The organism is Streptomyces sp. NPDC001070, assembly GCF_053598835.1.
In genome coordinates, this window is sequence record NZ_JBSFLB010000073.1 from 1 (window position 1) to 12,657 (window position 12,657).

A 12,657-nucleotide genomic window follows, 5' to 3' on the forward strand; every position below is an offset into this window, starting at 1 on the left:
TCGCCCTCTTCGCCGCCATCGCCACCCCCAGCACCGACCCCCTCAGCATGCTCCTGCTCGCCACACCGATCAGCCTCCTCTACCTGGCAGCCTGCACCATCGCCTGGTGCAACGACCGCCGCCGAGGACGCACCCGCGACGCCAGACCGGACCAAAACCCGGCGGACACCCAAGCATCCTCCCTGGACCTGACGCCCACCCCCATCGAACCCCCCGAGAGCATCGACGTCAGCCGCCCGTGACGCGGCCCTTCTGACGCCCGGGCAGCCGACCGCCACGCGGCAAGTCTGTACGGTCGCGGGACGGGACGTGGGTGGCGAGCCGCCCGGGCAAGAAGCGAGGCCCACGCCGTGCGGCCTCGTGGGGCGGGGTCGGCGGCGGGGCATGACCATGGGGGTATCGGGTCCGTTCGACGGAACGACGCACGCGCGGGACCTCGCGCTCGAAGCCTGACGGCCCGGCCCGCCGACGAGCCCCCCGTGCACGCCGACCGCACAGGCGCGGGACTCCGACCCGGTGTCCTGGCCCCAGAAGACGTCACCTCACGCGATCCGGGTTCCGGACTCCTGTCACAGGGCGGCAACCGAATGTCGCCGCCAGGCGACACAGGCCGCAGACGCCCTCAACCACCCATCGGCAAGCGGCCCTGAGGCCGCCTCCCCCAGTGAGCCCGAGCCGGACCCGCTCTGGTGGCGGAACGGCGGCCCGCCGCACCGCCACCAGCACCCCGTCCTGGCCGTGGAAGCCGTCGCGGCCAGGACGGTGCGGCCGCCGCGCGCGGTCACTCCTCCAGCGGCCCGAGGTCCGCGGTGTCGCGCAGGTCGACGGCGGCGCGGGCGGTGGCGTGCAGTTCCAGCACCACCAGTTCGTTGGCGCCGGGGCGCAGTGCGGGGGCGGGGACGTACAGGCGGCGCTGCGGGCCGCGGGACCAGTAGCGGCCCAGCGCGAAGCCGTTGATCCATGCGTTGCCCTTGGTCCAGCCGGTCAGGTCCAGGAAGGTGTCGGCGGGCTGCTCGACCTCGAAGACACCGTGGTGGAACGTGGGCCCGACCGGCTGCGGGCCGCCGTCGGCGAAGGAGAGGCCGGAAAGGTCGTCCAAGGGCAGGGGCCTGCTGCGCCAACCGGTCAGCTCGGTGCCGTTGGCGGTGACCGTGCCGGTCAGGCCCTTGCGGTCGTGAATGCCCTGGCCGTAGTTGACGCGGCCCTGGTTCTCGACCAGGACGCTCAGGGTCGCGCCGCCGGGCGGGACGGTGAGGGCCAGTGCGCTCTCGTGCAGCTCGCGCTCGAGGACGCCGGCGGGGGCGCCGTCGAGGAAGACCTGGGCACGGTCCTTCACCGAGGTGAAGTGCAGCAGGGTGGGGCCCGCCTCGGGGAGCTCGGTCTCGTACAGGACGAAGCCGAAGTCCTGGCCCAGTTCCTCCATCGTCAGCGGGCGGGGGCCCGTCGTCGCCTCGCCGAGCCGGGCGGCGGCGCCGAGCAGCGGGGCGGTCCCGGTGAGCCCGATGCCGATGAGGTTGAGCTTCTTCGACGGCTCCGGCAGGGGGACGTCGGGGACGGTGGTGTGCCGGGCGAACACCTCGCGGAAGGCGCGGTACTTGGGGGTGATGTCGCCGGCCTCGTCCAGGGGCGCGTCGTAGTCGTAGGAGGTGATGGTCGGCCGGTAGGTGTGCTTGTCGTTGGCCCCGTTGGTGAAGCCGAAGTTGGTTCCGCCGTGGAACATGTACAGGTTCACACTGGCGCCGGCCGACAGCAGTCCGTCGAGGTCGGCGGCGGCTCCGGCGGCGTCGCGGACGACGTGCACGCCGCCCCAGCGGTCGAACCAGCCGTTCCAGAACTCGGTGCACATCAGCGGGCCGTCGGGCTGGCGCTCGCGCAGCGCGGCGAGGCTCTGGGCCGGCCGGCTGCCGAAGTTGACGGTGCTCAGGACGCCCGGGATGCTGCCGCGGGCGAGGTCGGCGGGCTGGTCGCAGGTGAACAGCGGTACGTCCACGCCGCCTTCGCGGAGGCAGGTCTCCAGGTGCTCGAGGTAGGCGGGATCCTCGCCGTAGGCGCCGTACTCGTTCTCGACCTGCACCGCGAGGACGGGTCCGCCGTTGGTGGCCAGGTGGGGCGCGACGAGCGGCAGCAGCCGGTCGAGGTAGCCGTCCACGGCCTCCAGGTAGCGCGGGTCGGTGGTGCGCAGCCGGATGTCGGGGGTGGCCAGCAGCCAGGAGGGCAGACCGCCGCCCTCCCACTCGGCGCAGATGTACGGTCCCGGGCGCAGCAGGACGTGCAGTCCCTCGGCCTGGGCGAGCGTCAGAAAGGCCGCCAGGTCCAGGCCGCCGCCCGTCCGGAACACGTCGGGGCGGGGCTGGTGGACGTTCCACGGCACGTAGGTGTCGATGGTGTTCAGTCCGAGCAGACGCGCCTTGCGCAGCCGGTCCTGCCACTGTTCGGGGTGGACGCGGAAGTAGTGCAGGCCACCGGAGATGATGCGGAACGGCTCCCCGTCGAGGCGGAATTCGTTCCCTTCTGTCCGCAGTACGGGCATGGGTCGTGCTCCTCCAGTGAAGTCGAGATCAGGTGCATGTGGTGCTGTCGCGGGGTGCTCGCCGGGGTGGGGCGAGGAGGCCCTTTCCCCGGCCGTGCCGGGCGCGATCGGCGGTCCGTACCGCGGCGATCGGCCAGGCACGTCAGGCACCACCGAACGGCCGCCGAACGTGCCTACCGCCCGGACCCGCGAGACCGAACGGACGCCACGGCACCCTGGGTGAGCGGGGTCTCAGGCGGAGGACGGCGTCCCACCCGCTCACACGTTCGAGATCTGTTGTATGGTGCAGGCTCTGATCATTTCCAAACCTTTACCTCCCGGGGGGAACTTCCCATGCGCACTCTTCGACTGGTGGCGATCGCCGCCGCCACCGGCACGCTGACACTCGGCCTCGCGGCCTGCGGTGACTCCATGAAGGAGGCGTCCCCCGCGGAGGCGCTGCAGAACGCCGCCAAGGCGGTGGAGAAGCAGGCCTCCGCGAAGGTCAAGGTCGACTCCGTCGACCCGAAGGAAGGCAACACCCAGGCCGAGGGCACGCTGAGCTGGAAGAAGGGCTCCGAGGGAGCCGAACTGAGCATGGCGCCCGGTTCGGACGCGGACCTGAAGGAGATGGCCGGCCCGGACGGCAAGGTCCACATGACGATGGTGGACGGCAACGTGTATCTGCCGCTCCAGGGGGAAATGGCCGAAGCGGCGAGCGGCAAGAAGTGGCTGAAGTTCGACAGCTCCGCCGGAGAGGACAACCCGGCCGACGACCTGCCGCACGGCCCTGCCTCGGCCCTTGCCGCCCTGTCCGCCGCCGCGGACCTGGCCGAGTCCGGGCAGGAGCAGGTGAGCGGCGCCCAGGCCACTCACTACACGGGCACCGTGGACATCAGGAAGTTCGCGGCGAACACGGACGTCCTCAAGCTCATCACCAAGGACGAGCGCGACGCCTACGTCAAGGAACTGCACGAGACCGGCCTGAAGAAGACCGTCAAGATCGAGGCGTGGATCGGCGACGACGGCCTCGCCCTCAAGACCGTCGAATCCGGCACCGCCACCCAGGGCGCGACCGAGCTGACGATCACCTACTCCGGTTACGGCAAGACCCCCGCCGTCCAGGCGCCTGCCGCCGAGGACGTCACCACCCTCGCGGAGATGCTGAAGAACATGGGCGCGCAGGGCTGAGCCCGGCCGCCGCAACCTCCCGCGGAGCGGGCGGCCCGCGTTGTCGGGTCAGGACCGGACGGTCCTGGCCCGACAACGCAGCCCCCGCCCCGCGCTCAGCGGGGATCCAGGCCCTCCAGCATCTTCGGCAGCTCACGGCTGTGGATGACGCCGAGGCTCTTCGTCGCACGCGTGAGTGCCACATAGAGGTCGTTCACACCCCGGGTGTGCGCCGCGACGATCTCCGCGGGTTCCACGACGAGGACCGCGTCGAACTCGAGCCCCTTCGCCTGAGCGGCCGTCATCAGGACGACGGGCGAGTCCAGGGCCGAGGGACCGACAGCCACGGTGACGCCGTCCAACCCGGCCAGCTCATCGATCAGTTCGGCCTGCCCGACCGGGGCGTGGATGATCGCCATCCTGCCGCCGTCCAGCGCCGCGATCTCCTTCTCGACGGCGGCACGCAGCGCCGGCCCTCGCTCGTCCTCGGGGATCCGCAGGCTCCACGGACGGATCCCGCCGCTGCGCACCGCGCTGGGCGCGGTGAGCGCCGGGTCGACCGCCCGCAGGACGCCCTGGGTGATCCGCATGATCTCGGCCGGGGTCCGGTAGTTGATGGTGAGTTCCGCCGTACGCCAGCGTCCCGCCGCGTACTCGTCGAGCGCATCGCTCCAGGAGCTCAGCCCGGCCGGCGTGCCGGTCTGCGCCAGGTCGCCCACGACCGTCATGGACCTGCCGGGGCAGCGGCGGGTCAGAAGGCGCCAGGCCATGGGGGACAGTTCCTGCGCCTCGTCCACGATCACGTGCCCGAAGGCCCAGGTCCGGTCCTCGACCGCGCGCTCGGTCAGGGGCCGGAGGGCCTCCTCGCCGCGGTACTGGCGGGCCAGCATCTGCGCGTCCATCTCGACCAGTCCCACGCCGAAGTCCTCGAGGACGCGTTTCGCGAACTCCAGCTCCCTGGCCTCGGCGGCGGCCTCGGCCCGGCGGGAGGTGGCGCTGCCGGGAAGCGGGCCGAGCAGTTCGGCGGCCTCGTCGAGCAGCGGAACGTCGGCGGTGGTCCAGCGGGCGGCCTCCGGGTCCGGTCCCGGGTGCGCGCGCAGGAGTGCGGCGCGTTCGGCCTCGGAGAAGTCCGGCATGGCGCTCGCCTGCAGCTCCGGGGAGCCGAACAGGGCGGTGAGCAGCCGCTCCGGGCTCAGCGGCGGCCACAGCCTGTCGGCCAGGGCCTGGAACTCGGGATCGTCGACGAGCGCGTCGGCGAGGTCCGCCACGGCGTCCAGGTCCATCTTCCCGCCCCGGTCCCCGGCGATCCGCAGGGCCAGCTCCGAGGAGAGCCGCTCGACCAGGCCGGCCCGGGCCTGGTTGTGGGGTTCGCCGGTCCTGTGCGCGGCGGCACGGGCCCGCTCACAGAGGGCCCGGCCGATCCGCAGTTCCTCCCGGTGGGACGACCTTCTGCCCACGGTGATGGTCCACGACTCCTCCGGCAGCTGCCGAAGGCCGTCCAGTGCGGCGGCGAGCACCCTCGCCATCCGTGCGTCGCCCTTCACGGCGGCCGCCTCGGGCGTCTCCGTGCCGGTCGCCGTCACACCCGGGTAGAGCGCGCCGATGCTGCTGAGCACGACCTCGCTCTCGCCGAGTGCGGGGAGTACCTGGTCGATGTAGCGCAGAAACGTCGCGTTCGGCCCGACGACCAGCACACCGCTCTTGGCCAGCCGGTCGCGGTGGGTGTGGAGCAGGTACGCGGCGCGGTGCAGGGCGACCACGGTCTTCCCCGTCCCCGGGCCGCCCTGGACCACCAGCACGCCGCCTAGTTCGGAGCGGATGACCCGGTCCTGCTCGGCCTGGATGGTGGAGACGATGTCGCCCATCCGCCCCGTCCGGGTCGCCGTCAGTGAGGCGAGCAGGGCGGCCTCCCCACTGAGCTCGGAGCGGTCCCGGCCCTCCAGGGCACTCACGCCGAACGCGTCGTCGTCGAAGTCGACGACGGTCCGGCCCTTGCTCCGCAGGTGCCGTCGCCCCACCACTCCGCCCGGTGCGGCGGGCGTCGCCCGGTAGAACGGTTCCGCGGCCGGGGCCCGCCAGTCGGTGAGGAGCGGCTCGTGGTCGTCGTCCGCCAGGGCGATCCGGCCGATGTACCGCCGCTCGCCGTCGGCGATGTCGATCCGGCCGAAGCAGAGCCCGTACTCGGCGGTGTGCAGTTCGGCCAGCCGGCGGGTGTGGCGGATCTCCATCGTGTCGCGCTCCATGCGGGACTGGGCCGTTCCACCCTTGTCCTGGAGGTGGATCTCGCGCAGCCGGGTCGTCGCGAACTCGCGCTGGGTTTCGAGGCGGTCGTACAGCTTGCCGACGTACTCGTTCTCCGCTCGCAGCTCCCCGGCCCGCCGGCCGTCGGAGGGCCGAGGGGCGCCGGGGCCCGGGTTCGTTCCGTTTCCGGTTCCGGCGGTGGCGACTGAATCGGGTGCGGACGGGGACGGTGACGCAGGGACCACGGCTGGCTCCATTGACTCAGGTCTTCTCATTGATCGCGTAGTCGGGGGCGGCGGCATGACCGCTGTTCAGGGGAGAGAGGGCCTGGGGCCGTCGGATCCCGTGGGGTTCAGGCGGACACCGGCGGCCTGTCCCGGCGGACCGCGTCGAGCAGGCGTTTCGCGGCCACCGTCGTCCCGTCGGTGCGGACCGCGGCGGTCACGGCGCTCGCTCGTGATCAACTCGGCCGCGCGCTGGGGCAGGGACGACGGCTGCGGTGCCCCGGTCGTCAGCGCCCGCGCCGACGGTCCGGGCGGCACCAGCGGCACGCCGGCACCGGCCGGCAGCTCAGCGACCCCCTTGACACCAGCACTCGCACTTCGTGACTCACCCATTTCCCCAGGTTCCGGCTTCGGTCGACGATTCTCCGGCAGGACCCGGGCCTTGCCGCAAGCCCCCCGGTGCGCTATAAGTTGAGATTGGCAAGGAGTCCGAGGTCTCCTTGCCTTTTTCGTGGAGCGGTCCGCTTCCGCTCTCACAGGAACGGCCCGCGCTCCCCTTCCCAGGCGGCCGGAGCGCGACCCATGCGCTCGCGGATGACGCTTTCGACTGTTCCGGGATCGTCCGGGGTGATGAACGGGCAGACGTAGGAGTCCAGGTCGACGACGAGTCCGACCTCCTTCCACGGCCGCCGCGGATCCAGGCTCAGCCGGTACCGCCGGTTCCCGGTCCCCCAGATCAAGTCCTGGCGGCCGGCTCGAGCCGGTCCTGATCACCGGACATACCGGGAACCGACGGAACCCAGCGGCGGTTTGGCGCGTCAAAGTGACGCGTGGTCCCCACTCCCGCAGTCGTCTTTGGTCACCCTCTGTCTCCGGAGTACCCATGCGTACGAGCACCGCGCGTACCGTCAATCTGCTCGTCCTTCTCGTCGTGCTCACGGCGGGAAACGCCACCGTCGCAGGCTGCGGCAGCCGACAGCCCGGCGGCAGCAGCCATGTGAACCCCACGCCGGAGACGGAGGCCCGTGCTCGCCGGGTCGCCGACGCCTGGGACGGCTCCAAGGCCGCCGAGGTGTGGCGGAAGGGCTACTACCCGATGAGCGATGTGGTCGAGCTGCCGGAGCACGCCTTCCGCAACGAGGCCGACAAGATCGCCTACCTGAGCCAGAACCTCACCCTGGACGGTGAACTGCCCACCGCCTCGGCGAAGGACGGTCAGGTGGAGTGGGAGAGCGGAGAGTCGCTCACGCTGCCGCTGATGGACGCGCGGCAGGCGTACGAGACCCTCGCCCGCGGCGGGAGCGACGGGCCGCCCCTCACCGTGACCGGGGCGAAGCTGGGCGTCATGACGCTGGCCACCAGCCGCGGCCCGGCGACCGTGCCGGCCTGGCTGTTCGCCTTGGAGGGTTACGACACTCCCCTCAAGCGGGTCGCCGTCCGCCCGTCGAAGCTTCCCGCACCGCCGGTCAAGCCGGTCGACGATCTTCCCAGCGACGAGCTGTGGCCACTCGGCGGGCTGGTCCGGACGGCCGGGGACGGGCGGTCCGTCACCGTGGTCGCCCACCACGGGGCCTGTGACGACGGCCCCGCCGTGGACGTGCTGGAGACAGCCGGCAGCGTGGTGCTGTCCGCGTACGTCGTCGGGACGTCCGACGGCCCCTGTACGAGCCAGTTGCTCGGTGATGAGGTGGTCGTGAAGCTGGCGAGCCCGCTCGGGGAGCGCATCGTCCTGGACGCGTTCACGGGACGGCCGGTGCCGTACGGCGCGGGCACGGACGGCGCGACGGGGCGGGGCTGACACCGCCGGCGTCGCTGATCAGGTATGCGGATACGCGGTGACCGACTGGCGCAGTGCCCCGTCGAGCCAGCGGGTCGCCTCGCCTCGACTGCGGATCCGGATCACCGTCAGGTCCGGTCGCCGGCGCCGCAGTTCGGCGATCCGGGTCGCGGTCTTGCCGTGCGTGGTCCATGCCCAGCGCACGATGTGCTCGGGATCGGTGAGGATCGTCCACAGCGGCGGTTCGACGTTGCCGTTCCACAGTGTCTGGCGGCGCAGTCGCCGCGTCAGGGTGCGCCGGATCACCTGGCGCATGACGCGGGCCCGGGGAAGGTCCAGCCAGACCAGCAGGTCGGCGTGGTCGGCGAGGTGGGCGCGCACGGAGCCGTACTGCCATTCGGTCACCCAGGCGGGCTCGGCGCTGAAGCGGTGGACGTCGGCCTCGAACGAGGGCCGCCTGGTCCAGTCCGGGCCGTGGAAGAGAGCGTCGATCTCCACGTGCGGCACCTGGAGCGCGGCGGCGACACGGGCGGCCAGGGTCGTCTTCCCGGAGCCGGAGGTACCGGCGACGAGGATCCGCCGAGGACGGTGAGATAGCGGGTCAGCCGCTCCCAGCAGTGGCACGCGGCCCACGGTAGCAATGCGACCGCGGCGTCAGCGGCCGAACCCCCCGCTCCAGCGGCACCGCGGCCGGTCACCGGTCGGCCGGGCAAGGATGCGGCTGCGGCGAGCAGGCACTGGCCACGGGCGGAACGGATCGCCTGTCACCCAGGCGTTGTTGTGCGCCGCCGCCGAGTCGTACGACATACGGTCGTGGTGCGCCTGGTCACGGCGGTCCTGTTCGATGCGGAGTCCGTCGACGTTCTCCGCGCGGGAGGTGTCACGGCGCATGAGCTTGACGTCCCCCTCTTGTCGGGACGGGGAACCCTGCGTGGGGCGCCGACGCTCCCCGTTCGTGTGCGCAGACACGCGGCGCCGTCAGTCCGGCGTGGCGGCGGCCAGGTCCTTCTTCCTGCGCCGGTAGGCCCGCATGGACGCCTGCGAGCCGCACTTCGGTCCGCAAAAGCCGGCGGAGCTGTTCCGGGTCCGGTCGAAGAAGCAGAAGTGACACGGCTGGTTCCGGCATGCCCGCACTCTGTCCCACACGCCTGCCTGGGCGAGCTCGGCGACGCTCGCCAATACGGTGCCGAACAACCCGGGGATGCCGGTCTGCGCGCTCTCCAGCACTGCCCCCGAAGCACTGACGATCGACACCAGCGGATAACGGAACGCGATGCGGCGCAGGTACTCCTCCGCCGCGGCGGTGTCCTCGGCCGTCGTGTCCTTGTCGCCGGAATGCGCGAGCAGCACGGTGATCAGGGCCTCGCGCAGTTCGCGCGCACCGGCCGCGTCGGCCTCCGTGACACGGGTGGACCGCGAGCCCAATGCGTTCTCCACCAGCCACGCGTGCATGGTCTCGGCGTTCGCGAAGCGCTCCGGCAGGCGGCGGGGGCCCGCGGGATGCGTGTTGACGAATTGCAGGACGACCTCAGCCGCCCGCGGCTGGGTCAGCGGGCTGTGCTCGGGCTTGCGCGAGAGCATCGTCGGCCTCCTTGTTCTAAGGAAGGCTAAACCATCAGGGGTTATGGGCAAAGCGATGACGGTGGCAATTTTCTTCCCGTGAGGGGCGCGGGCGCGGAGCGCGGAGACGTTCGCCGGGCATCCCGCCGGTGCCCTGCTGCCGTGTCCGGGGGAAGTCGCGGCGCCGAGCTGCCGGTGCACGGATACCGCCCGGCGGACGGAGCGAGACGCCGCCCGGCCTGCCGAGCGGCCGGCTGAACCGCCGCGACCTGCGGGTCTGCCGTTCGGCTTCCTCGCAGCCGACCTCGACGGGCCGTGCGAGCCGGGCGTGACGCTGCTCTCGTCCAGGAAAGTTGAATGTTAGGAGCTAACCACCTACGGTCGTAACTACGACGCCACGCCGAGCCGCGCGGAAGCCCCTCGGCAAGGCGATGGACCAGGACACGCGAGCCGCCCGCAAGCACGACGTGAGGCGCTCCACGACCGAGCCGGACCCACTCGCCAAGCGGGCCGGCCGACAACCGCCCCGGGCGGCGCGACCTGCGCCGACCGAGAGCGCATGCACCGTCACCGGGACCCCGAGGGACCGACCGGAAGAACCGCCGTGCGGCGGGGCACACAGACCCCGGGCACCGGTGACTCGCGGGTGCGGATTCACCACGCAAGGAAAGAGAGACCGTTCCATGTACACGAAGCTCGAACTCATCGTGCTGCCCGTATCCGACGTCGATCGGGCCAAGGCCTTCTACGAGGCGGCCGGGTTCCGCCTGGATCTGGACATGCCCGTCAGCGAGGACTGGCGCGCGGTGCACTTCACCCCGCCCGGCTCCGAGTGCTCGATCATGTTCGGCAAGGGGCTCACCTCCGCCGCGCCGGGCTCGTCCCAGGGCATCTATCTCGCCGTCCTCGACATCGAGGAGGCCCGTGCGGAGCTCGTCCGCCGCGGCATCGCGGTGAGCGAGGTGTTCCACGACGCCGGAGGCCTGCTGTTCCACGGCCACGAGGACGGGGAGATCACGCACCGGACCGAGGGACAGGGGCGGCTCGCCGGCCTGCACCCCGACCGCGCGTCCTACGGCTCCTTCGCCACCTTCAGCGACCCGGACGGCAACGGCTGGGTGCTCCAGGAGATCAAGCAGCGGTTCCCCGGCCGCTGACACCACCCCGGTGGTGACCAACGGCGCGACGCACCGGAATCCGCCCGAGTGAAGGCCGGTCCGTCCAGCCGTTCGGCGGAGCCGGGGGTAAGTGCGCACGAATACGAGCATATGCTCTGTAATGTGGAAGTCCCCGCTCCGCCCCGACGTTCGAAGAAAACTCGCATAAGGAAATGCTCATGAACACGCCTCACGTCGAGCCGCCCGCCCAGGAAGGCCCCGGCCCGAAGCCGGCGTCACACCGTGCCCGGCGCGGTTTCTCGCGCCGCCTCTTCGTCGGCGGCGCGGCCGCGTCCGCCGTCGCCGCAGCGGGCGTCCCGCTGCTGGGCGGACCGGCCCCGTCCGCCGTCGCCACCCCCACCCAGCGCAAGCCGAGGCGCTTCGGCTCGGTCTCCACGGCCCCCGGGCTGCCTGCAGGGTTCGAGGAGACGTTCTCCAGCCGGTTCGTCCGGGCCGGTGGACTGCGTCAGCACGTGGTCATCGGAGGTGACGGGCCGCCGCTGCTGCTGGTGCACGGCTGGCCGGAGAACTGGTACGCGTGGCGCATGCTGATGCCGACGCTGGCCCGGAAGTACACGGTGATCGCCGTCGACCAGCGCGGTATCGGCCTGACCGACAAGCCCGAGTCCGGGTACGACACCCGCACCCTCGCCAATGACCTGGTCGCGCTGATGGACGCGCTCGGTTACCAGCGGTTCGCCGTGGCCGGCCACGACACCGGCATGATCATCAGCTATGCGCTGGCCGCGGATCACCCGGACCGGGTCGCGTACCTGACCGCCGCGGAGGTCCCCGGACCCCCGCTCGCGGACAGGGATCACGCGCCGATCCTGTGGGAGAAGGAAGCGCTCAACAACAGGCTCTGGCACATCCCGTTCAACCGGATCAACAACGAGCTGACCGAGAAGCTCGTCGCGGGACGGGAGGATGTCTTCTTCGGCTACGAGTTCGACATCCAGGGCGGGCCGAAGCTGCCCGACGCCGTGCGGGAGTACTACTTCCAGCTCTACTCCGACCCCGAAACCCTGCGGGGCAGCTTCGGCCTCTACCGCGCCTGGGACGCCACGGTGGAGCAGAACGGCCAGCGTGCGGCCACCAAGCTGACGATGCCCGTCCTGGCGATCGGCGGAGAGGAGAGCTGGGGCCCCCTGGTCGGCGGCGCCATGGGGGGCCTCGCCGACAACGTGCGGAGCGTGGTCATCCCCGGCGCGGGCCACTGGGTCGCCGAACAGGCTCCCCAGGAGATGCTGGCGGCGCTGACCGACTTCCTCGCCCCGTACCGCCGCTCTGCCGCCGCGTCCCGCTAAGGGACCGGCCCGGACGTCCGGCAGGCCGTTGAGGCCCCGGGGCGCCGAGCACGTCCGTCCTGCCCGCCGGTGTCCCGGCGGGCAGGACCGGGACGAATGTTGTGCGGCCGGATCCGATTCGAGTACCTGCCGCGACACGCACCACCGCCTGCCCGGGAGCAGCGGAGTTCTCACCATCCCAGACGGGAGTCATGGATGTTTTTCGACATCGGCCCGCTCGAAGTTGTGACACTGATCGTGCTGGCCGTCGTTCTCGTCGGGCCGGACAAACTCCCCAAGATGGTGTCCGACACCGTGCGGACCCTGCGCAAGGTCCGCGAGCTCTCACAGAGCGCTCAGGCCGGCATCCGCAGCGAACTCCCCGCCGAGTTCCAGGACCTGGCACTCGAGGACCTCAACCCGAAGACCCTCGTGGCAAAGACTCTGGGCGCCGAGAACCTGGACCTGACCGGCCTGGCCGCCGACCTCGACGTCGGCCTGGACCTCGAAGCGGAACCGCCCGGCACGTCCGCCGGGCCCGGCCCGGCTTCCACGACCGCTGACCACCGCCCCTGACGCGGCCCAAACAGCCTCGGGGCGCCGCCCCGGTGCCTCAGATCTCTAGCAAAGGAAACGCACATGTTCGGCAGGCTCGGAGCCCCCGAGATCATCCTCATCCTCGTCGTCGTCCTGCTCCTCTTCGGCGCCAAGCGCCTTCCCGAGATGGCCCGTT

The 12,657-nt window shown here is 71.4% G+C and carries 11 protein-coding genes and 1 pseudogene; 7 read left to right on the forward strand and 5 right to left on the reverse strand.

The genetic code is table 11. The features are described from left to right. Nucleotides 1-242 (forward strand): annotated as a pseudogene (locus ACWDAS_RS41065) (twin-arginine translocase subunit TatC); the annotation flags it as partial. 539 nt (nucleotides 243-781) lie between these two features. Here ACWDAS_RS41065 and ACWDAS_RS41070 read toward each other — a convergent pair. Then, a complete protein-coding gene (locus ACWDAS_RS41070; RefSeq protein ID WP_450401050.1) occupies nucleotides 782-2,530 on the reverse strand; it encodes a glycoside hydrolase family 35 protein in 1,749 nt (582 codons plus the stop codon). A gap of 333 nt (nucleotides 2,531-2,863) precedes the next feature. Here ACWDAS_RS41070 and ACWDAS_RS41075 point away from each other — a divergent pair, with 333 nt between their 5' ends. After that, nucleotides 2,864-3,700 (forward strand): LppX_LprAFG lipoprotein, encoded by an 837-nt coding sequence (locus tag ACWDAS_RS41075; RefSeq protein ID WP_450401052.1) that lies wholly within the window; start codon nucleotides 2,864-2,866, stop codon nucleotides 3,698-3,700. Nucleotides 3,701-3,795: 95 nt separating this feature from the next. Here ACWDAS_RS41075 and ACWDAS_RS41080 read toward each other — a convergent pair whose 3' ends face one another. Both ACWDAS_RS41080 and ACWDAS_RS41085 read right to left on the reverse strand, forming a co-directional pair. Further along, nucleotides 3,796-6,165, reverse strand: a complete 2,370-nt coding sequence (locus ACWDAS_RS41080) for a HelD family protein (RefSeq protein WP_450401053.1) — start codon at nucleotides 6,163-6,165, stop codon at nucleotides 3,796-3,798. Nucleotides 6,166-6,677: 512 nt separating this feature from the next. Beyond that, nucleotides 6,678-6,884: a hypothetical protein gene (locus tag ACWDAS_RS41085; protein ID WP_450401054.1), complete on the reverse strand. Its 207-nt coding sequence runs from the start codon at nucleotides 6,882-6,884 to the stop codon at nucleotides 6,678-6,680. Between the two features lie 143 nt (nucleotides 6,885-7,027). Here ACWDAS_RS41085 and ACWDAS_RS41090 point away from each other — a divergent pair, with 143 nt between their 5' ends. Beyond that, nucleotides 7,028-7,942, forward strand: coding sequence for a hypothetical protein (locus tag ACWDAS_RS41090; protein ID WP_450401055.1), 915 nt, complete (start codon nucleotides 7,028-7,030; stop codon nucleotides 7,940-7,942). A gap of 18 nt (nucleotides 7,943-7,960) precedes the next feature. On the opposite strand, the gene ACWDAS_RS41095 is transcribed toward ACWDAS_RS41090, so the two are convergent. Together ACWDAS_RS41095 and ACWDAS_RS41100 are read right to left on the reverse strand one after the other, a co-directional pair. Beyond that, nucleotides 7,961-8,545, reverse strand: a complete 585-nt coding sequence (locus tag ACWDAS_RS41095) for an adenylate kinase (RefSeq protein WP_450401056.1) — start codon at nucleotides 8,543-8,545, stop codon at nucleotides 7,961-7,963. A 354-nt stretch (nucleotides 8,546-8,899) separates the two neighbouring features. Then, complete coding sequence (locus tag ACWDAS_RS41100) at nucleotides 8,900-9,502, reverse strand: CGNR zinc finger domain-containing protein (RefSeq protein ID WP_450401058.1); 603 nt, start codon at nucleotides 9,500-9,502, stop codon at nucleotides 8,900-8,902. A gap of 662 nt (nucleotides 9,503-10,164) precedes the next feature. Here ACWDAS_RS41100 and ACWDAS_RS41105 point away from each other — a divergent pair. The 4 genes from ACWDAS_RS41105 to ACWDAS_RS41120 all read left to right on the forward strand — a co-directional run. Then, entirely contained in the window at nucleotides 10,165-10,638 is a 474-nt protein-coding gene (locus tag ACWDAS_RS41105; RefSeq protein ID WP_450401060.1) for a VOC family protein, read from the forward strand. A gap of 179 nt (nucleotides 10,639-10,817) precedes the next feature. Next, on the forward strand, nucleotides 10,818-11,945 hold the full coding sequence (locus ACWDAS_RS41110; protein ID WP_450401061.1) for an alpha/beta fold hydrolase: 1,128 nt from the start codon (nucleotides 10,818-10,820) through the stop codon (nucleotides 11,943-11,945). 195 nt (nucleotides 11,946-12,140) lie between these two features. Next, nucleotides 12,141-12,500 (forward strand): Sec-independent protein translocase subunit TatB, encoded by a 360-nt coding sequence (locus ACWDAS_RS41115; RefSeq protein WP_450401063.1) that lies wholly within the window; start codon nucleotides 12,141-12,143, stop codon nucleotides 12,498-12,500. Between the two features lie 63 nt (nucleotides 12,501-12,563). Further along, on the forward strand, nucleotides 12,564-12,657 hold a 94-nt coding region (locus ACWDAS_RS41120; RefSeq protein ID WP_450401064.1), incomplete at its 3' end, for a twin-arginine translocase TatA/TatE family subunit.